This is a genomic window from Brevundimonas sp. NIBR10, from assembly GCF_027912515.1.
Lineage (GTDB): Bacteria > Pseudomonadota > Alphaproteobacteria > Caulobacterales > Caulobacteraceae > Brevundimonas.
In genome coordinates, this window is the sequence record NZ_CP115464.1 from 1,594,944 (window position 1) to 1,615,036 (window position 20,093).

A 20,093-nucleotide genomic window follows, 5' to 3' on the forward strand; every position below is an offset into this window, starting at 1 on the left:
CGACAGGAGTTGTTGCGTTGATTTTCGATGCCGCCATGATCGAGGGCCTCGACGGAAAGCCTGCGGGGCCGGCCGCGCTGCCGCACAGCCGCCCGAGCGAGGGTTCGTCCGCCGTCCACCTGCGACAGGACGGCGATCGCTGGACCTGGATGCTGATCGCCGAGGACGGCAAGTCCGTCGCGGCCGGGGAAGCCCATACTCGCGAGGACGCCCTGCGTGGGGCCCAGGACGCCGACCGTCCGAACGACTGACGGCCGATGCGGCACAGCGAGTCGCGATTTCGGGTAAGGGGCCTTGTCGAGGCAGGATTTCCGTCTAGCGTTCCGGCCCTGATCCTGGAGCCCCTGCCTTGACCCCTTCTTCTCCGCCGACCGATGAAGGCCCGGTCTGGGCGAGGGATGCGGCGCGCAAGGCGGCCCGTCGGAACGAGCCGTCGTTCAAGCGGCTGATCGTCAACCTGATCGCGGTCGCGGCCGTGGCGGCGGTCGTCGCCTTTTTCGCCGCGCCGGTGGTCGGCTTTTTCGGCATCCGGGCGGCGGCCGAGGCAGGGGATGTCGCGGGCCTGGCCAGGCTGATCGATTATGACGCCGTCCGGGCGTCGCTGAGGCCGCAGTTGTCGGGTCGGCCCGAGCCTCTGACGCCGCCGCCGTCCTTCATCCAGGACCCGATCGGGGCCGTGCGACGCCAGTTCGATCAGGCGGTGACGCCTGGGGCAGCGGATGCGCCGGACGTGGAGGCCTATCTGTCGCCGCCGGCCCTGTCGTCGCTGACGCGGGGCGAGGGCCGGGCGGCGATCGAACCGCCGACCTCGGCCGACGCGAAATGGCCTACGCCGATCTACTGGTCCGTCAACCGGACCCGGCTGGCGGTGACGAACGACGGCGGGGCCCGCACCATATTCACGTTCGAGCGGCGTGGGCCGTACGAGTGGAAGCTGGTGCATGTCGGGTTGCCGGACGAGAACCCGTCGCGGCCCTGATCGCAACCGCCCAAGCTTGGCCGCGTTGGTGCGTGTAGGAGTATTCATGAACCGCAAGTCCGTCATCGCCATCGTCGTCGCCGTCGTCGGTGCCTTTCTGATCGCCTATTTCGCCTCGCCCCTGCTGGCCGTGCGGGGGCTGGTCGAGGCGGCCAAGGCGGGAGATGAGGCGGCGCTGGAGCGCAAGGTCGATTTCCCGGCCCTGCGTCAGTCGATGAAGGACGAGATGAACGCCCGTCTGGTCGCCGAGATGCGCCGGGATCTGGGCGATCGGGGGTCCGCGCTGGGCGGTCTGGGCATGCTGCTGGCCCCCAGCCTGATCTCTAGCGCGGTCGATACATTGGTGACGCCCAAGGCCGTCGCCGCCATGGTGGTCGAGGCCCGCGAGCCCCGCGCCGCCGATGCTGTGGGGGAGGCCGCTCCGACGGCCGACACCGCCGGGAACGATATCCGCAGGAGCTACAGCTACCGCGATCTCGACACTTTTGCGGTGACGCTCAGCGATCCGGACCAACCGGATCAGAAGCTCGACCTGCTGCTCAGGCGGCATTCGGTCTTCTTCTGGAAACTGGCCGGGGTCGATCTGCCCGATCCGAAATAGCCTCCTCTATTTCGCGGACTGGGCCGTGATCCAGGCGTCCATGCGGGCATCCAGCAGGTCGAGCGGCAGGGGGCCGTCGACCAGAAGCGCATCGTGGAAATCGCGCACGTTGAAGCGATCGCCGAGCGCACCTTCCGCCCGCGTCCGGATGGCCCGCAGCCGGATCTCGCCGATCTTGTAGGCCAGGGCCTGACCCGGCCAGCCGATGTAGCGCTGCAGTTCGGTCTCGATGTTGTGGGGGGCCAGCGCCGAGTTGGCGGTGAAACAGGCGCGGGCCCGTTCGACGCTCCAGCCCATCCAGTGCATCCCGGTGTCGGCGACCAGGCGACAGGCCCGCCACATCTCGTAGGACAGGCGGCCGAAGCGCTCCTCGGGCGTGCGATAGAAGCCCATCTCCTCGCCGAGGAATTCGGAATACAGGCCCCAGCCCTCGGTGAAGGCGGTGACGTCGACGTTGCGGCGGAAATAGGGACCGGCAGCGGCCTCCTGTTGCAGGGCGATCTGGAGGTGATGGCCGGGCACCGCCTCGTGCAGGGTCAGGGCGGGCAGTTCATAGAGCGGACGCTGGTCCAGCTTGCCGGTATTGACGATGTAGCCGCCCGGTACGCCCTCGGCCAGCGACCCGCCGTTGTAGCGGCCGGTGGTATAGGTGGCCTCGATGTCCAGCGGCACGGGGCGGACGTTGTAGGTCAGGCGCGGCAGGGTGCGGAACAGGGCCGGCAGGCCGCCGTCGGCGCGCTTGGCCATCTCCGAGGCCTTCTCGATCATGTCCTCGCGCGAGGTGGCGTAGAAGGACGGGTCGGTGCGCAGATGGGCGAGGAAGCCGGCGAAGTCGCCGGTCCAGCCGGCGGCGCGCATCTCGACATCCATCCGGGCCCGGATGCGGGCGACCTCGTCCAGGCCGATCTGGTGGATCTGATCCGGGGTCAGGTCGGTGGTCGTGTAGGATCGGGCCTGGAAGGCGTAGTAGGCCTTGCCGCCGGGCCGCGAGCCGATGCCGACGACATCGGTTGAGGCGGGCAGATAGTCGTCGCGGACGAAGGCCAGCCAGGCTTGGCGGCGCGGCACGATCCGGTCGGCGACGATGGCGGCGGCGCGGGTGCGATAGGCGGCCTGGTCTTCGGCCGGGATGGTCGCGGGCAGGGTCGCGAACGGCTTCATCAGCGGCTCGGTCTCGGCCGTGTAGGCGACCTCGTTGCCGAGGGTGACGAGCACGCTTTCGACCACGGATTTCGGCTGGGTGAAGCCGGTCTCGAGGCCCCGCCGGGCATTGGCCAGGCCGTCGTCATAGAGCTTGGCGAACCCTTCCAGCCGGGCGATCCAGGCGTCGGCGTCGGCCCGCGTGGTGATCCGGGTACCCGAGGCGACATAGGCGGCGGTCTGGCCGACCCCACCCTCGGAGTCGAAGGCCAGGCGCCGGTCGTCGAACTGGATCGCCTCGATCGACCGTTTCAGCACCCAGGCGAGGAAGTCGCGGTTCAGCCGGTCCTCTGACGACAGGCCCGTCGTGGGGATGGCCTCGGCGCGGGCGAGGAAGGCCTCGAGCGGGGCCTTGCGGGCCAGTTCGGCCGTTCGAGACAGGTCCGGCAGTTTCGACTTGGCCGCCTGATCGCCCTCGAACCCGGCCGAGATGGGGTCGTTGGCCTTGAGGAAGGCCTCGTAATCGTCGAGCAGGGCCGCCAGTGCCGGGTCGGGCACCGGCGTCGCCGCAGCCGTGGTGGGCGAGATCTGGGCCGAGGCGGGCAGGGCGACCGAAGTCAGCAGGAGGGCGGCGAGACCGGCGACGAATTTGGACATGTGACCCCTCGGATGAAGGCATGCATGGGGCGGGATCGCAGGAGCGGCGTCAATGGGGAGTGGTGAATGGGTGGTTTGTGATTGGTGGCTGGTGGTTGTCGCATCTTCGAAGCCGTGACGCTGACGACTAGCGGGCGCCCTGCCGGATCCAGCAGCCACAAATCACCAGCCACCAGTCACCCCATCACACGCGCCTCTTCGCCCTCACGCGCCGATGCGCTGAAGTGATGGGGAAGCGGGCGGAGCCTGGGCGATCGCCCGGAACCGTGTGGATGCCCCGTGCTTTCGCCGTAGGGGCTGATGATGTTTTCGGCTCACGCCGAGGCTCCGCCGCGACCGGTTCGCTCGAGCATTTCGGGGAGGGTTTCGTACAGCCTGCCGGGGGTCTTCAATCCCCTGCGCTTTTCGCCGTTTAGACCCGGTCGAAACGAAGCCCGAGGCGGGCGGAGGGTTCAGGGCCCTCCGGGCTCCACGGTTTCGCCGTGGACAGCCGCATCGCCGCCGGTTCGCTCTCCACAGGCTCCAGGTCATCGCCGGGCCAGGGTCCGTCACCCTTGAACGACACGGTACACCCGCTCGATCGCTCCCGCCGCGACGTCCGGGTCCTGGGCCCAGGACGCCTTCCCCTCCGCAACGGGACAGATACAGCATAGCCGATCCGGGGACCTGGGCGCGTAGATCGGTGCAGCCCAGCGTCAGAAACGGTCGCATCCCCAGATGGGGCAAGGGGTTGGAGCGGGCGAGGTTCGCAAGTTGGAGGCGCTGGACGAGCCGACTTTCTTCTTCTCCCGCGTAGCGGGGGAAGTGGGCCGCAGTCGAGCGAAGCGAGACCAGGGTCGATGGGGGCCGTGTGAAGTAGGCGAAGAAGCAAGACTTCCCCCATCGGTCCTGGATCGCTGCGCGATCGACGGACCCGTCGTAGGCTCGCATGCGAGCCTTCCTCCACCCCCGTGAAGGACGGGGGAAGACGACCGCTGATCGGCCAGACCCCGACGCCCCCTCCGTCACGGCCCTGAAGGAGGGCCGCGCCTGAGGACGGCTCGTATACGAGCCGCCCGCAGCCCCATCGCTTCGCGACGGGGGAGGAGAGGTAACTCTCTGGCCCGAAAGGTCAGCCCGCGAGGGCTGCGCGCACGGCCGCCAGACCGGCCTCGGCCTTCGAGCCGTTGGGGGCACCGCCTTGGGCGAAGTCGGCCTTGCCGCCGGCGCCCTGGCCGCCCATGGCGAGCACGGCGGCGCGGGCGAGGTCGGCGGAGTTCACACGATCGGTGACATCGCTGGTTGCGGCGACGGTGACCGCCGCCTTGCCGTCCGTCACGCCGATCAGGGCGACGACGCCGGAGCCGACCTGTTTCCTGAAGTCCTCGGCCACACCGCGCAGGCCCTTGCCGTCGACGCCGTCCAGGATGCGGGCGATCAGCTTGACGCCGTTGATCTCTTCCGGGGCGGCGGAGGCGGACGAACCGCCGCCGAGCGCGAGTTGCTTCTTCAGGTCGGCGACCTGTTTTTCCAGGACGCGGCGTTCGGCGGTCAGGGCCTCGACGCGGGCGGGGACATCCGAAGGCTGGACCTTGAAGCCCTGGGCCAGACGACGGGCGACCCCGGCCTGGGCTTCCAGATACTGGCGGGCGGCCTCTCCGGTCAGCGCTTCGATGCGGCGGATGCCGGCAGCGATGCCGGTCTCCGACACGATCTTGAACAGGGCGATGTCGCCGGTGCGAGCGACATGGGTGCCGCCGCACAGTTCGACCGAATAGGGTTTGGCCGCATCGGTCAGCGACCGGCCGAGCGTCAGGACGCGGACCTCGTCGCCGTATTTCTCGCCGAACAGGGCGACGGCGCCGGCCTCGATGGCTTCGTCGGGCTTCATCAGCTTCGTTTCGGCGGGCAGGTTCTGGCGGATGACGGCGTTGACCTCGTCCTCCAGGGCGGCGATCTCGGCCTCGGTCAGCGGCGCGTTGTGGCTGAAGTCGAACCGCATCCGCGCGGCGTCGACCATCTGGCCCTTCTGGGCGACGTGGGCACCGAGCACATTGCTCAGGGCCTTGTGCAGCAGGTGGGCCGCCGAGTGGTTGGCGCGGGTGGTCAGGCGAGCATCCGCCGTGGCGCGCAGCTGGACGCGAGCCCCGATGGTCAGGGTTCCGGACGTGATCTCGACCTTGTGGGCATAGAGGTCGCCGCCGGCGTGCTTCAGAACGTCGAGCACCGTGCCCGCGCCCTGCTGGCCCGAGGCGTCCGTCCATTCGATCTCGCCCCGGTCGCCGACCTGGCCGCCGCCTTCGCCGTAGAAGGGGGTCTGGTCGAACAGGACCTCGGCGGTCTGGCCGGGTTCGAGCTGATCGACGGAGGCGCCGTCGGCCACGATGGCCAGGACCTCGCCCGAGCCCTCGACGGCGTCATAGCCGGTAAAGACGGTCGGCCCCAGGCGGTCGCGCAGGGACAGCCATTCGCCGGCCGAGGCCGTCTGGCCCGAGCCCTTCCAGTTGGCCTTGCCGCGGGTCTTCTGCTCTTCCATGGCCGCGTCGAAGGCCTCGGTATCGACGGTGAAGCCACGACGGCGCGCCTCGTCCTGGGTGAGGTCCAGGGGGAAGCCGTAGGTGTCATGCAGGGTGAAGGCCGTCCGGCCCGGGATCACGCCGCCCTCGGACAGCGAGGCCGTGGCCTCGTCCAGCAGGCCCATGCCGCGACCCAGCGTCGTTCGGAATCGGATCTCCTCCTGCTTCAGCGTGTCCTCGATGCTCGCCTGGGCGCGGGCCAGTTCGGGGAAGGCCTCGCCCATCTGATCGACGAGCGTCGGGACCAGGCGGTGCATCAGGGGATCGGCGGCGCCCAGCAGGTGGGCGTGACGCATGGCGCGCCGCATGATCCGGCGCAGGACATAGCCGCGCCCCTCGTTCGACGGGGTCACGCCGTCGGCGATCAGGAAGGACGATGAGCGCAGGTGGTCGGCGATGACGCGGTGGCTGGCGGCGCGATCCCCTTCGGCCTTGGTCGAGGTGGCGTCTTCGGAGGCGGCGATCAGGGTCTGGAACAGGTCGGTGTCGAAGACCGAGTTCTTGCCCTGGAGCACGCTGGTCATCCGCTCCAGCCCCATGCCGGTGTCGACCGAGGGCTTGGGGAGTTTGCGAACGATCTCGTCGTTTTCCTTCTCGAACTGCATGAAGACGTTGTTCCAGATCTCCACATAGCGGTCGCCGTCCTCGTCCGGGCTGCCGGGAGGACCGCCGGGGACGTGGTCGCCGTAGTCCCAGAAGATCTCGGTGCAGGGCCCGCAGGGGCCGTTGTCGCCCATGGCCCAGAAATTGTCCGAGCCCGCGATGCGGATGATCTTGTCGTCGGAAAAGCCGGTGACCTTCTTCCAGATCGCGGCAGCCTCATCGTCGTCGATATAGACGGTAACCAGCAGGCGTTTCGGGTCGAGGCCGTAGTCCTTGGTGACGAGGTTCCACGCGCGGTCGATCGCGTGTTCCTTGAAATAGTCGCCGAAGGAGAAATTCCCCAGCATCTCGAAGAAGGTCAGGTGGCGGGCCGTATAGCCGACGTTGTCGAGGTCGTTGTGCTTGCCGCCCGCGCGGACGCATTTCTGGGAACTGGTGGCGCGCGGATAGGGGGGTGTGGCCGCGCCGGTGAAATAGTCCTTGAACGGCACCATGCCCGCATTGACGAACATCAGCGTCGGATCGTTCTGGGGCACCAGGGGGGCCGAGTGGACCTTGGTGTGTCCATCGGCCGCGAAATAGTCGAGGAAGGTCGAACGGATCTGTTTCAGCGTGGTCATGGCGGGTCTTCTTCGGGGAGGCGGGCGCGGGCGAACCGGCGTCATATAGGGGTTTTGCCCGGCGTGCATCACCCGTGGGGCCGATGAGGCCTTACAAATCCAGATGCAGGAACTGGTTGAAGGCGCTGCGTTCGTAGTCGCTGAAGGCCTCGCCGTCGGTGAAGCCGCGACGGCGATACAGCATCAGGGCGGGGTCGAAGGCGGGGCCGGAGCCGGTCTCGAGGCTGAGGCGGCGGTAGCCCCGAACACGCGCATCTGCGACGATATAGGCTAACAGATGGGCTGCTACTCCGGTTCGCAAATGGTCAGGGTGGGTGCGCATCGATTTCAACTCGCCGGTCCCGTCGCCGTGATCCTTTAGCGCTCCGATGCCCGCGATGTTGTCGCCGCGCCACGCGGTCACGACGGTGACATTCGTGGCCTGTAGGCCCGTCAGGTCGAGGGCTCGCACATGATCTGGTGGCGAGTTGGCGTGCATTCCGGCGAGGTGAAGCGCCAAGAGCGCGCGGGTCTGATTGCTGGACAGGTCATCGACGCGGACTTGCAGATCGTATCGCCAGTCATTTGAAAACGGCGTGTCTCGGCGAGTCGACCAGTCAGGGCGGGCGCACAGCTGGCTGCCCAAAAAACATGCGTGGGTCTGATCGAAAAACAACTCCGCATCGACTTCAAACTGATAGGCGTCATCGAACAGGGTCACACGATCCAGATTTTTCAAACCGAGATCGGCAACCGATGCCTCCAGCGGCCGCCCACGATACCTGAGGCCCCAGTATCGGTTGTCGTCTGTCACGTCGTTGAAATCGCAATAGACCTTCAGCACAGACTCATCTCTTCCGGCATTCCATAAGCGGCTGGATCTTCTGGCCGAAGTCCTCAATGCCCTTTTCGAAGTCGTCGAAGGTGAGGAGGACGCCCGCCGTGCCCGGCACCGTCGCCACCTCGTCCAGCATGCGGGCGATGGAGGCGTAGGAGCCGACCAGGGTGCCCATGTTCAGGTTCACCGCCGCCTTCTCGGCCGCGAGCTGTTTGGTGTTGGTGTCCTCACCGGTGTTGGCGGCGGCCTGGCCGACCAGCCATTTCACGGCCTCCTTGTCGACGCCGTCGCAATAGAGTTCCCACTTGGCCATGGCGGCCTCGTCGGTGTCGTCGGCGATGACCATGAACAGGATGTAGGCGGCGACGTCGCGACCGGTCTTGGCCTTGGCGTCCATCAATCGCTGGCTGACGCTGGCGAAGGCGGTCGGGGTGTTGGTTCCCATGCCGAGCGCGAAGGAATAGTCGGCGTACTGGGCGGTGAAGGCCAGGCCTTCGCCCGACGAGCCGGCGCAGATCAGCTTGGTGTCGGTCGCCCTGGGGCTGACGCGACAGTCGGTCATGGTGAAATAGTCGCCCTTGAAGTTCGAAACCCCGGTGTCGAACAGGTCGCGCAGGATTTGCGCGTATTCAGCCAGGTATTTGTAGCGGTCCTTGTAGTGGCTGTCGCCGGGCCACAGGCCCATCTGGCTGTATTCCGCCTCGGCCCAGCCGGTGACCAGGTTGATGCCGAACCGGCCCGGCGCGATAGAATCGATGGTCGCGGCCATCCGGGCGACGATGGCGGGCGGCATGGTCAGGGTGGCGGCGGTGGCGAAGATCTTGATCCGCTCGGTGACGGCGGCCAGGCCCGCCATCAGGGTGAAGCTTTCGAGGCCGTGCTCCCAGAAATCGGTCTTGCCGCCGAAGCCGCGCAGCTTGATCATCGACAGGGCGAAGTCGAGGCCGTAGCGATCGGCGGCCTGGACCACCTTCTTGTTGAGCTCGAACGACGGCATGTACTGGGGCGAGGTCTCCGAGATCAGCCAGCCGTTGTTGTTGATCGGGATGAAGACGCCGACTTCCATGGAGTGACCTTTCACGCGTCGCCGAGGAGGAAGGCGATCAGACGGGCATTGAAGACATCCGGAACCGTCGCCGTAAAGGCGTGACCGCCGTAACGGACGACATCGAGCGTCGCGTTGGGCAGGCCCTCGGCCAGGCGGCGCGACAGGCGGGGTGGGATCAGCATGTCGTCGGCGGAGGCCGAGACCAGGACGGGGTGGACGATTTCTGACAGCCGGTCGTCGATGTCGAAGGCCAGCAGGGTGCCGATCCGGGCCAGCATGACGTCGGGATGTGGGAAGTTTTCGACATGGTGGGCGTCGCTGATCCTCAGCGCCGCATCGTTCTGGCTGATCCAGTCGGGCGGATAGAGGAACAACGCCTGCGCCTCCACATAGGCGGCGGGACCGAAGGCTTCGAGCAGGTGGGTGCGGGCGGCGAAGCAGCGGGCGACGTGGGGATCCGGCCGTGACCAGCCGTTGACGACGACGAGGCGATCGAGCCGCTCGGGGTGGTCGAGCGCTAACTGCAGCCCGGCGTTGCCGCCCGCTGCGTGGCCGACGAGGTGGGCCCGCGGCGTGTCGGTGGCGTCAAGGACGGTGACTATATCCTCGGCCATCGCGGCAACGGTGTGATCGGGCTTGAGGCTGCGGTCACTGCGGCTGGTGCCGCGATGGTCGTAGAGGATGACGCGGAACCGCTCGGTCAGGGCCTGCATCTGGGGCGACCAGAAGGCGGCCGAACCACCGAGGCCGGCGGACAGGACGACGCTGGGCGCACCCGTCGGGGCGTCGTGGACCTCCCAGAACAGGCCATCGGCGGTTCCGCTGCGCAAGGTCAGACGCGTTTGCCGATGTGGGCGATGGTGGCGATCTCGACGAGGAAGTCGGGCTTGACCAGGCCGCACTGGATGCAGAACCGGGCCGGTTTGTCGCCGGGGAAATACTCGGCATAGACCTTGTTCAGCGCGGCGTAGTGGGCCCAGTCGGACAGGAAGATGTGGTTCATGGTGACGTCGTCCATGGTCCCACCCGCGGTCTCGATCACCGACTTGATGGTCTCCAGCACGATGCGGGTCTGGCCTTCCGCGTCGCCGACGCAGGCGACATTGTTGTCCTTGTCGAAGGCCAGGGTGCCGGACACATAGATCACGCCGTCGGCCAGGGTGCCGGGCGAGAAGGGGGCGATCGGGGTCTGGGTTCCGGGCGGGGTGATGACGATCTTGGGCATGGTCAGGTCTCCTGTGAGTGGGGCGCGATCTGGCCGACGACGCCCTTGAAGTCGGCGACGCTGGAGACCCAGCCGAAGAATTTCTCGATGTTGTAGATCGCGGCCTGTTGCACGAACGCGGGCCCGGCCTGATGGGTGGCGTCCTCCAGCACGACACCGAAATATTCCAGGAAGAAGCCGTCCCTCAGGGTCGATTCCACGCAGACGTTGGTGGCGATGCCGACGAACACCAGGGTGCGGATGCCGCGCGAGCGCAGCACGCTGTCGAGCTGGGAGTTGAAGAAGGCGCTGTAGCGGCTCTTGTGCAGGCAGATATCGCCGGGCTGAGGCTTCAATTCATCGACCAGTTCGTAGTCCCAGGTGCCACGCGCCAGCAGGGTGCCGTGCAGTTCGGGGCGGGCGCGCATGGTCTTGAGCGCATTGGACTTGTGCCAGTTCGGCGATCCGGGGCCGCCCGCCTCGACATAGTCGAGGTCCCAGCCGTTCTGGAAATAGATCACCTGGACGCCGGCCGATCGCGCGACCTCCAGCACCCCCCTGGTGTTGGCGATCACCCGGGCCGCGCCCGAGATGTCGAAACCCGCCAGATCCAGATAGCCGCCCGGCGAGGCATAGGCGTTCTGCATGTCGATGACGATCACCGCCGTGGTCGCCGGGTCGATCTGGAGCGGGTCGGGGCGGGCGGGCAGGGTTATCGTCGGCATTCGCCCACCATGACACACCAGGCGCCCGCGCCAAGCCCTTCGGCACCGCAGCACGAAAGCGGATACCGCTAAGCCTTGTTCAATAAACCTGTGTCATGGCTGTCCGGTAGCCGGATTTTCGATGCCCAGATTCAGTCTTGTCCTTGTCGCTCTTCTGCTGGGCGTTTTGATCGGCGGTCCTGTCTGGGCCTCCGCTCCGCAGCGATCCCCGCGCGAGCTGGCGGCGGCTGTGGAACGACGCGCGGGCGCGACCGATTTCGCGCAGTTGGTCGCCTTCGGTGACGCAGCGATGACGCGCGACGATCGCGAGGGGCTGAACCGGCTGTATCACGTGGCCTGGATCTTCCTGAACCAGGGGGATTTCGACAATGCGATCCTGTGGAACAGGCGGCTGGAGGCGGCGGCGCGGCGGCTGGACGACGGCCGCTATGTGATGATCGCGCACCTCAACAATCTGGCCATCCGCTATGACCAGGGGGACGCGACGGCGGCAGGTCAGATGGCGGTCCTGGCGACATCCGAGCGCGACTGGTTCACCCGGGCCCATGCGACGCGCCTCCACGCCCTGTCCCTGATCGACGAAGACCGGATCGGCGAGGCGCTGAAGATGCTGGGCGACGTCGACACCCTGATCCCCGAGGGCGACCGGTACGCCGCCACGGCCCATGCCGGGGTGTGGGAGATGGTCGGGATGGGGCTGATGGATCTCAACGACTTCGACGGGGCCGCCACCGCCTTCGGCCGGTTCGAGATCGATTTTGCCGACCCGGCCTATCCGCGCCCCGATTTCGACAGCCTGTACAATCTGGCGAAGCTGGCGGCCCAGCTGGGCGACGCCGACCTGGCGCATCAGTTCTATGCCTCGCACCACAGGCTGTCCGAGCGGGCCAGTCTGGCTAGCCTGTCGACCTATGACGCCAATCTGTGCGCCATGGTGGCCCAGGCCGGTGACGACGCACGCGGCGTGCTGGACTGTCTGGAGCCCTACGGCCACGACCTGGGCGACGCGGCCTTTCTGGCCGGCAGCCTGCTGCCGATGCGGGCCATCGCCTATGCCCGCACGGGTCAGGTGGGTGAGGCCCAGGCCGACCTGAACGAGATCCGTCGGCGCGAGGCCTCGGGCGCGTTCCGTGAGGACGGTGCGTCGAAGCTGCCTCTGGTCGAGGCCGAAATTCTGTTCGCCCGGGGACAGTCCGCCGAGGCTTACCGGATCCTGCGCGCCTATGACCGCGCCGACGCCGAGCGGATCGCCCAGAGGTTCAGCGCCGGCATTCGTCAGGTGACGGGCGACATGCAGGAAAAACTGGATGAGCGCCGCGCCCAGCTGGAGACCGTGCGCGCCAACGCCACCCTGCAACGCGACGTCATCCGGTCCCAGAACTGGATGTTCGGCATCGGCATCGTCTTCTTCCTGTTCGTCAGCGGGGCCATGGTCTGGCAGTTCCGGCTGTCGGGTCACCTGCGCGCCGCGCGTCGCCGGGCGGACCTGGCCAACCGGTCCAAAAGCGAATTCCTGGCCAATATGAGCCACGAGATCCGCACGCCGCTGAACGGCATCGTGGCCATGGCCGATACCCTGACCCGGTCGGTCCTGCCGCCGCGCGAGCAGGAGATGGTCGGGGTGATCCGATCATCGGGGATCACGCTGGAGCGGCTGTTGTCCGACATCCTGGACACGGCGCGCATCGAGTCCGGCCAGGTCACGATCGAGCCGATCGCCTTCCATCTGGGCGAGGCGGTGCGCAGTATCGGGATGCTGTGGGGGCCAAAGGCCACCGAGAAGGGTGTCGATCTGTCTATCAATCTGGATCCCACCCTGGACATCGCGGTGATCGGGGACCCGGTGCGGTTCCGCCAGATTCTGACCAACCTGACCTCCAACGCCCTGAAGTTCACAGACGCGGGATCGGTCCGGATCGAGGGCGCTCCGACCGGCGACGGCCGGATGCGGTTCACGGTCACCGATACGGGCGTAGGCTTCGACGATGCCCAGAAGGCCCGCATCTTTACCCGCTTCCAGCAAGCGGACGGATCGATCACGCGCCGGTTCGGCGGCACGGGCCTGGGCCTGGCCATCTCGCGAGACCTCGCCGAACTGATGGGCGGATCGATGGATTGCCGCAGCCGGCCGGGCGAGGGGGCCAGCTTCTGGTTCGACCTGCCGCTGGATCCCGCGCCCGAAATGGCCCTGGCCGAGGAGGCCGACGCCGCCGAGACCGACGCGCGGGGCCTGCGCGTCCTGCTGGCCGACGACCATCCCGCCAACCGCAAGGTGGTCGAGATCATGCTGGGCGACAGCGGTGTCGAACTGACCATGGTCGAGGACGGTCAACAGGCACTGGACCGGTTCACCAGCGAGCCCTTCGACCTGGTGCTGATGGACATGCAGATGCCGGTGATGGACGGCCTGACCGCGACCCGCGCCATCCGCACGCTGGAGGCCGGGACGGGTCGGGCACGCACCCCGATCGTCATGCTGACCGCCAATGCCCTGGCCGAACACGTCGCGGCGGGCAAGGAGGCGGGCGCCGACGGCCACCTGGCCAAACCCATCACCCTGGCCACCCTGTTCGCCGCGATCGAGGCGGCGATGGGGGCGGGAGAGGATGGCGCGGAGACGCACCCGCACTCGCAGGCGGCCTGACGCACACCGAGCAAGCGGACAGGCGGTGCCGTTTCGGCCGTCATGCTTGCAAATCGCCTTGAGCTCTCTGTGCAACTCCAAAGGGAAGCGCTAGCCTCGACCAAAATCAGGGAAGCAGGCTCATGCCCACCATCACGGGAACAAGTGGCGCGGACACGCTTCTCGGAGGTCTCGAGGACGACGTCATCATCGGCCTGGCCGGAGATGATACGATCCGGGCGGGTGCCGGCGCGGATCGGATCGACGCGGGATCGAACAACGATATCGTTTTTGGCGAGGACGGCGACGACGTCATCACCGTCTATAGCCTTTGGCCGGGCAACAATAATCCCGCGACGTTACTGGGGACCGGGCTCAGCAACATCGACGGCGGCGCCGGGCGCGATACGCTTATCCTCGCGAACGGTACGCAGGTGGGCGGCACCGCTGTCGGCTATGTGGTTCGGTCGATTGCCGGCTCGCCCAGCGGTCTGACGGTCGCCACAAGCGGTCTGTTCACTCCCGTGAACGTCGCCAATGTTACTGGCATTGAGGTCATTCAGGGCTCCGGTCTGAACGACTTCTTCTATCTGACCAATCTGGCGACCCCTATCGAGATACGCGCAGGAGCCGGTGCCGACTCGCTGACCTCCGGCCTGGGGGCGGACGCGCTGTACGGCGGCGACGGGAACGATGTCATCGAGGTCGGACGAGCCGACAGCGTGTTTGGCGAAGCCGGTGCCGACGTCTTTCAGGTGGGGGCATTCACGCCCGGGGTCCTGCCGACGACGATCGATGGCGGCGACGGTGCAGACACCTTCCAGCTCAACGTCGCCCTTTCGACCGCAGTGGATCTGAGGCTTGTCGGTGGTGCAGTGACCTACGGCACGGTCAGCGCTATCGGGATCGAGCACATCGATCTGTGGGGCCCATACAGCAGCACCGGGCCCGCGGGGGCAATCAGCATCCAGGGCGACGACAATGCCAACAGTATCCGCACCTCCTACTATGGCGAGGGCCAGATTTCGGGGGCGTATTTCGACGGCGGTGGCGGCAATGACGCGATCGCAGTCACAGCGCGCAACAGCCGGATTTTCGGCGGTGACGGCGACGATGTGCTGACCACCACCGTCAGCGCTTCGACAAACTCCCTCAACAATGAGATGCGCGGCGGTGCCGGCAACGACAACATTGTCGGCAGCGGCCAGATTTATGGCGACAACGGCGACGATACGATCAATGTTCAACGCGACTCCCTTGTCTATGGTGGAGCCGGCAACGACACGATGCTGGCCATGGGGACGGTCTTCGGTGAGGACGGCGACGACTTCGTCACGATGCTGGGTGGTGATCTCGATGGCGGCGCAGGGACGGATACCGTCAGGCTGAACTACGCCGGTCAGGTGATCGCCGATCTCGGTGCCGGGACAGTTCGCCTGTCTCAGCCTAACGGCGCCAACGTCGGCCGGCTGACGTCGGTCGAAAACGCGGTGGGCAGCGCACTCTCTGACACCATCATCGGCGATGCCGGAGCGAACCGTCTGGCCGGCGGTGGCGACGGCGATATCCTGTTCGGGGCCGGCGGCGACGACATCCTGGCGGGCGACGTCGGAGACGACGTGCTGAATGGCGGTGACGGTTTTGACATCGCGGACTTCCAGACCGATGGCCTTTTCATAAACGCCATCGTCGATCTGCGCATCACGACGGCCCAGAATACCAACATGGGTCGGGACCAGTTGAGTTCCATCGAAGGGCTCTCCGGCACCCGGTACAACGATCGTTTCACCGGCGACGACGGGGCGAATATCCTGCGCGGCATGGATGGCGACGACACCCTGCGCGGCAACGGGGGTGACGACATCCTGGACGGCGGCTCGGGCGTGGATGTGGCGGACTACAGCGGTGCGACCTCGGCCTTGCGGTTCGACCTCAACGTCGGCGGCGTCTATGACATGGGTACCGATGGCAGAGACGCCCTGGTGTCGATCGAAGGCGTCATCGGCGGGGCTTTCGACGATGTCCTTATCGGAACGGCCGGGGCAAACATTCTTGCCGGCGGCGTCGGTGCCGACACCCTGACCGGTGGGGGCGGGGCGGATGTGTTCCGATACTTCTCTGCGTCCGAGTCCACAGCCTTGCGCCAGGACACGATCACCGATTTCGTCACCGGTACCGACACCATCGACCTGACTGCGCTGAATGCGACATCGCTGAGCATAGGGCGGCTGGTCGGGGGCAACAGCGTGGTCTTCGCCGAAACGGCCAACGGCGCGTTTCAGCTGTTCGTCCAGGGGGCCGTCAACGCAGGGGACCTCACCTACTTCGGAACGGTCGGCGTCTACATTTTCGGAAGTGACGGGCCGGATTCCATGTCCGGCAGTTATCGCAATGACTCTCTGGTCGGAGGTCGCGGCAATGACGTCCTTGTCGGAGACAATGGTGATGATCGCCTGACCGGTGGAGATGGGGCCGACATCCTGACCGGTGGCGGGAATGTTGATCAGTTCATCTTCCTGGCTTCGGACCTGCAACCCGCCATTGACGTCATCACAGACTTCCAGACCGGGCTGGATCGGCTGGATCTCAGCGCGATTGCCCCGGACACCCTATCGGTCGCTCGCACCGAGACCGGCCAAACCTATGTTCAGGCGAGCGCCGGCGCGGGTCAGATCACCATCGTTGTGAACACCGTCATCCAGGGCAGCGACATCGTACAACGAACCGGAGGGTCGGTATCAATGGTAGGATCGACGCGCGCGGAAACGTTGGTCGGCGGCGCAGGCAGCGACGCCATATTCGGCGGCGGTGGAGCCGACGCCCTGGGCGGCGGTGTGGGTTCGGACCGGTTCTACTATTTCTCGGCAGCGGAATCGGTGGCCGGCACCGCAGACAATCTGTTCGACTTCCAGACCGGCATCGATACCATCGATCTGTCGCGCCTGGGGACAAGTTCGATCAGCATCATCCGGGCAGACAACGGGTCCAGCTTCGTCTTCGCCGAGACGGCCACGGGTAGCATGCTGATCACAGCGGCGGGCCGGGCGATCAACGGCCAGGATATCCTCTACGGCGCCGGTCATGGCGTCTATTTGATTGGATCGAGCGGCGCAGACATCCTGGTCGGTTCAAATCGCGCTGATCCGATACAGGGCGGGGCCGGGAATGATACGATCACCGGCGGTGGGGGAGCCGATGTCCTGTTCGGTGAGGGCGGTGCCGATACGTTCGTCTATTCCAACGCTTCTGACTCCGGTGTCGCGGCCGCAGACACGATTTTCGGCCTTGTCTCCGGACAGGATCGGTTGGATCTGACCGCGGTTCGCACAGGCAGTCAGGACTCATACGGTATCGCCTACCTGAACGGTTCCAGCTTCCTGTTCGTGGATCTGGGCGGCAACGGGACCAACGACATGCTGATCCAGCTGGCGGGGACGACCCTGGTCGCGTCGGACATTCGCTGGAGCGCCGGAGCGGGGGGGCTCGAACCGGAGGTCAAGCCGGCAGTGCCGGAGACGCTGCCGGAATCGGAGGATCGCTCATGGGACGGGCAGGCCGCGATGTCGGACGATGTGTGGCTGTTCCTGGCCGACGGTGGTTCCGCCTCGGCGCGGGGGCACGACTGGTATCTCTAGGGGCGCCGCCCGTCAGCCGCACGCCAGCCGCCGCCTCGCCGCCGTCGCCACATCCGCGACGATCAGGTCCATCAGGCTCCAGGGCTCGATGAAGTAGCGGCGGAACAGGCGTTTGGGGTCGGCGGTGACGCGGTAGAGCCATTCGATGCCCATCCGGCCCATCCAGCGCGGGGCGGCCTTCTGGGCACCGGCCTCGTAGTCGAAGGCGGCGCCGACGGAGAAGATGACGCAATCGGGCAGGGCGTCGAGGTTCTGGTGGATCCACAGTTCCTGGCGCGGCATGCCCATGCCGACGAACAGGATGTGGGGCTGGAACAGGGCGGCCTGGTCCAGCACGTCCTGATTGCCGTCCGAGCCCGGCGTCATGTCGAAGAAGCCGTCGCGGACCGAGATACGCGCGCGGGGATAGCGGGCCAGCAGGCGGTCGCGGGCCACCTCGACGACATCTGCGGCACCGCCGACATACATGACGCGCCAGCCGTTGCGGTTGACCAGGCTCCAGAAATGATCGCGCCAGTCCAGATAGGTGCAGCGGTGGAAGGGCCGGCTGTTCAGGCCCAGGGCGCGGGCGAAATGCACAAGGGGGGTGGAGTCCAGCTCGATCAGGTCGGCCCGCTCGTAGAAGGCGCGCATTTCCGGCACGCGGCGCATCAAGGCCAGGCTGTTCAGATTGTGGTTGGCGACGATGGCCTTCTTCTTTTCCAGGATCCAGCGCTGCATGTGATGCAGCACCTCCTCGGGCTTCACCAGGTCGATGGGCTGGCCCAGCAGGACGATCCGTTCGTCGGTTCGACGGGCCTTTCGGAAGTTCGGGCGCGAGTCGTCTCTGCGGTCCGGTCCGGTACGGGCGGCGATGAAGGTGGAGCTGTCGGCCATGGCTGGACTGTGCGCCATCAGGCCTCAACGCCCGGTCATCAGACAGGCTTAACGAAGACCTGAGGTTTCATCGCGTCAGATGGGGTTTCCTCATGCGCCGCGGAACGGCAGAGGAGGATCGACCCCGGAGCCCGTCTTGAAACCCATCGCCATCCTGGAGACCGGAAAGCCGCCCGCCGACCTGGCGGACTCGTTCGACGACTATCCGGCACGGTTCCGCGCCCTGCTGGGTGAGGGGGTGCCGACGGTGCGGTTCGACGTCCAGGCGGGGCGGTTGCCGGATGACCCCGGCGCGTTTCAGGGGGCGATCGTCACCGGTTCGGCGGCCGGGGTCTATGACGATTTGCCGTGGATCGGGCCGCTGCTGGACTGGCTGCGGGCGGCGCGGGGCCGGACGCGGCTGGTCGGCATCTGTTTCGGGCACCAGGCCATGGCCCAGGCGTTCGGCGGTCGGGTCGAGAAGTCGGATCGCGGCTGGGGCGTCGGGTCGCATCGCTATGAGGTTCACAGTGACGAGCCGTGGATGTTTCCCCGCTCGAAGGCCATCACCATCGCCGTGTCGCACCAGGACCAGGTGATCGTGCCGCCGGACGATGCGCGGGTCATCGCGTCGAGCGCCTTTACCCCCTATGCGTCCCTGGCCTGGGACCGTCATGAGGGCGAGCCGGCGGTGTCGTTCCAGTGCCATCCCGAGTTCCAGCCGGAATACGCCGCCGCCCTGGTGCGCCAGAGGCGCGGCCATCGCATCCCCGAGGCCTTGGCCGACGAGGCCTTGGACACCCTGGCGCGGCCCAATGACCGGGCCGTGCTGACCGCCTGGATCCGCGCCTTTCTGATGGTGACGCCGCCGCCGGTCGAGGACGACGGCAGTGGCATCTGATATGCAGGGGGCGGCGTCGGAGGCCCCCGAATGAAACAGTTTACCCTCGCATCGATCCTGCTGCTGGCGCTCGGCGTGGCGGCCTGTGGCACCACGGCGGCACGACCGGGCGCGGTCGCCCCGTCCGCGCCCTTGGCCTCCAACGAGGACTGCGCGGTCTTGGCCCAGGCCCTGGAGCTGTTCGACCGGCCCCACGACGGATCGGGTCTGGCGGTCATGGAGGTGGCCCTGCTGGAGACACCGTCGTTCCAGCCGCAACGACCGGAACAACGTGCCAGCGGGCCGATCTCGATGCGGTCATGCCCGCTGACCGAGGTGCGGCTGGTCAACACGGGGCCGGCGGTCCAGCTGTGGCGGCCCGAAATCCATGACGAGACGGTGCTGGTCGCCTATCGCGCCACCCCCGCCGACACCATCATCCACGCCGTGCTGGAGCGCACCACCGAGGGCGGCTGGCGGCACAAGGGCGCCCTGCTCGGTTCACGCTGAGATGCAAATTGGGGGTGGCGGCCCAACATTCCCGACAGTTTGCGGTATCGGGGAGGTCGGGCCGCCGGTCGCCGGGGGACCAGCGACAGTCTCCACTAAGGCATATTGCGATGCCCTCGCAAAGTCCTATCGCCCTGACACACCATGACAATCCGGTCATGGCTCGTCGCTGTGGGGGATAAGCGTCAGACGGCCTGTAAGCCGGGTTCTGTCCCGATCCGAGGACCGGTGACGATCATTCCTCTGGACCGCCCATTGCTGGACGGTTCTCGCGACCTACCCGGACGTCTCGGGCGGTGAACCCTGCGCAGGTTGCCCTGCGCGCGACGTCCCTATTCGGTCTTGCTCCAGGCGGGGCTTGCCATGCCGTTCCTGTTGCCAGGCCCGCGGTGGGCTCTTACCCCACCCTTTCACCCTTACCGGTCCCGCAGGTCCGGAGGTTTGCTTTCTGTGGCGCTATCCCTCGGGTCGCCCCGGGCGGGCGTTACCCGCCGCCTTCTCACCGTGGAGCCCGGACTTTCCTCGACAGGGGCAAGCCCCCGCCGCGACCGCCCGGCCGTCTGACGGGCCGGGTTGTGGGGCAGGAGGGGCGGGGGGTCAACCTGGCAAGGTGCGACCGGCCAGGAAGTCTGCTATGAGGT

15 protein-coding genes and 1 other RNA gene are annotated in these 20,093 nt (G+C 66.8%); 7 read left to right on the forward strand and 9 right to left on the reverse strand.

Features of this window, described 5'->3' with window-relative positions; all coding sequences use genetic code 11:
- Positions 1-17 precede the first annotated feature (17 nt).
- From O5K39_RS07825 to O5K39_RS07835, 3 genes are all read left to right on the forward strand, one after another.
- Positions 18-251 (forward strand): hypothetical protein, encoded by a 234-nt coding sequence (locus O5K39_RS07825; protein ID WP_271146714.1) that lies wholly within the window; start codon positions 18-20, stop codon positions 249-251.
- Between the two features lie 98 nt (positions 252-349).
- The gene (locus tag O5K39_RS07830; protein WP_271146715.1) at positions 350-979 is read left to right on the forward strand and encodes a DUF2939 domain-containing protein; all 630 of its coding nucleotides are present in this window, start codon (positions 350-352) and stop codon (positions 977-979) included.
- A gap of 46 nt (positions 980-1,025) precedes the next feature.
- Positions 1,026-1,580 (forward strand): DUF2939 domain-containing protein, encoded by a 555-nt coding sequence (locus tag O5K39_RS07835; protein ID WP_271146716.1) that lies wholly within the window; start codon positions 1,026-1,028, stop codon positions 1,578-1,580.
- 6 nt (positions 1,581-1,586) lie between these two features.
- Here the strand turns inward: O5K39_RS07835 and O5K39_RS07840 are convergent, their stop codons facing one another.
- From O5K39_RS07840 to rutB, 7 genes are all read right to left on the reverse strand, one after another.
- On the reverse strand, positions 1,587-3,377 hold the full coding sequence (locus tag O5K39_RS07840; RefSeq protein ID WP_271146717.1) for a DUF885 family protein: 1,791 nt from the start codon (positions 3,375-3,377) through the stop codon (positions 1,587-1,589).
- 1,111 nt (positions 3,378-4,488) lie between these two features.
- On the reverse strand, positions 4,489-7,155 hold the full coding sequence (gene alaS, locus O5K39_RS07845; RefSeq protein WP_271146718.1) for an alanine--tRNA ligase: 2,667 nt from the start codon (positions 7,153-7,155) through the stop codon (positions 4,489-4,491).
- 91 nt (positions 7,156-7,246) lie between these two features.
- Complete coding sequence (locus O5K39_RS07850) at positions 7,247-7,978, reverse strand: GNAT family N-acetyltransferase (protein WP_271146719.1); 732 nt, start codon at positions 7,976-7,978, stop codon at positions 7,247-7,249.
- 4 nt (positions 7,979-7,982) lie between these two features.
- The gene (rutA, locus tag O5K39_RS07855; protein ID WP_271146720.1) at positions 7,983-9,038 is read right to left on the reverse strand and encodes a pyrimidine utilization protein A; all 1,056 of its coding nucleotides are present in this window, start codon (positions 9,036-9,038) and stop codon (positions 7,983-7,985) included.
- Between the two features lie 11 nt (positions 9,039-9,049).
- The gene (gene rutD, locus O5K39_RS07860) at positions 9,050-9,850 is read right to left on the reverse strand and encodes a pyrimidine utilization protein D (protein WP_271146721.1); all 801 of its coding nucleotides are present in this window, start codon (positions 9,848-9,850) and stop codon (positions 9,050-9,052) included.
- A gap of 2 nt (positions 9,851-9,852) precedes the next feature.
- A complete protein-coding gene (gene rutC, locus O5K39_RS07865) occupies positions 9,853-10,245 on the reverse strand; it encodes a pyrimidine utilization protein C (protein WP_271146722.1) in 393 nt (130 codons plus the stop codon).
- 2 nt (positions 10,246-10,247) lie between these two features.
- Entirely contained in the window at positions 10,248-10,949 is a 702-nt protein-coding gene (gene rutB / locus O5K39_RS07870) for a pyrimidine utilization protein B (RefSeq protein ID WP_271146723.1), read from the reverse strand.
- Positions 10,950-11,070: 121 nt separating this feature from the next.
- On the opposite strand from rutB, the gene O5K39_RS07875 reads away from it, so the two are divergent.
- Complete coding sequence (locus O5K39_RS07875; protein ID WP_271146724.1) at positions 11,071-13,593, forward strand: ATP-binding protein; 2,523 nt, start codon at positions 11,071-11,073, stop codon at positions 13,591-13,593.
- Between the two features lie 122 nt (positions 13,594-13,715).
- Positions 13,716-17,207, forward strand: coding sequence for a M10 family metallopeptidase C-terminal domain-containing protein (locus O5K39_RS07880; protein WP_271146725.1), 3,492 nt, complete (start codon positions 13,716-13,718; stop codon positions 17,205-17,207).
- A 12-nt stretch (positions 17,208-17,219) separates the two neighbouring features.
- On the opposite strand, the gene O5K39_RS07885 is transcribed toward O5K39_RS07880, so the two are convergent.
- Entirely contained in the window at positions 17,220-18,101 is an 882-nt protein-coding gene (locus O5K39_RS07885; protein WP_271146726.1) for a WecB/TagA/CpsF family glycosyltransferase, read from the reverse strand.
- Between the two features lie 118 nt (positions 18,102-18,219).
- On the opposite strand from O5K39_RS07885, the gene O5K39_RS07890 reads away from it, so the two are divergent.
- On the forward strand, positions 18,220-18,963 hold the full coding sequence (locus O5K39_RS07890) for a type 1 glutamine amidotransferase (protein WP_271146727.1): 744 nt from the start codon (positions 18,220-18,222) through the stop codon (positions 18,961-18,963).
- Positions 18,964-18,993: 30 nt separating this feature from the next.
- Positions 18,994-19,452, forward strand: a complete 459-nt coding sequence (locus O5K39_RS07895; RefSeq protein WP_271146728.1) for a hypothetical protein — start codon at positions 18,994-18,996, stop codon at positions 19,450-19,452.
- A gap of 181 nt (positions 19,453-19,633) precedes the next feature.
- On the opposite strand, the gene rnpB is transcribed toward O5K39_RS07895, so the two are convergent.
- Positions 19,634-20,016, reverse strand: an RNA gene (gene rnpB, locus O5K39_RS07900) — RNase P RNA component class A.
- Positions 20,017-20,093: the final 77 nt, after the last annotated feature.

Excerpts from the sequence above, each read along its gene's own strand:
- O5K39_RS07840 (WP_271146717.1), bottom strand. The coding sequence starts at position 3,377 with ATGTCCAAATTCGTCGCCGGTCTCGCCGCCCTCCTGCTGACTTCGGTC.
- O5K39_RS07885 (WP_271146726.1), bottom strand. The coding sequence starts at position 18,101 with ATGGCGCACAGTCCAGCCATGGCCGACAGCTCCACCTTCATCGCCGCC.
- O5K39_RS07875 (WP_271146724.1), top strand. The coding sequence starts at position 11,071 with ATGCCCAGATTCAGTCTTGTCCTTGTCGCTCTTCTGCTGGGCGTTTTG.
- rutB (WP_271146723.1), bottom strand. The coding sequence starts at position 10,949 with ATGCCGACGATAACCCTGCCCGCCCGCCCCGACCCGCTCCAGATCGAC.
- O5K39_RS07895 (WP_271146728.1), top strand. The coding sequence starts at position 18,994 with ATGAAACAGTTTACCCTCGCATCGATCCTGCTGCTGGCGCTCGGCGTG.
- alaS (WP_271146718.1), bottom strand. The coding sequence starts at position 7,155 with ATGACCACGCTGAAACAGATCCGTTCGACCTTCCTCGACTATTTCGCG.
- rutC (WP_271146722.1), bottom strand. The coding sequence starts at position 10,245 with ATGCCCAAGATCGTCATCACCCCGCCCGGAACCCAGACCCCGATCGCC.
- O5K39_RS07835 (WP_271146716.1), top strand. The coding sequence starts at position 1,026 with ATGAACCGCAAGTCCGTCATCGCCATCGTCGTCGCCGTCGTCGGTGCC.
- rutA (WP_271146720.1), bottom strand. The coding sequence starts at position 9,038 with ATGGAAGTCGGCGTCTTCATCCCGATCAACAACAACGGCTGGCTGATC.
- O5K39_RS07880 (WP_271146725.1), top strand. The coding sequence starts at position 13,716 with ATGCCCACCATCACGGGAACAAGTGGCGCGGACACGCTTCTCGGAGGT.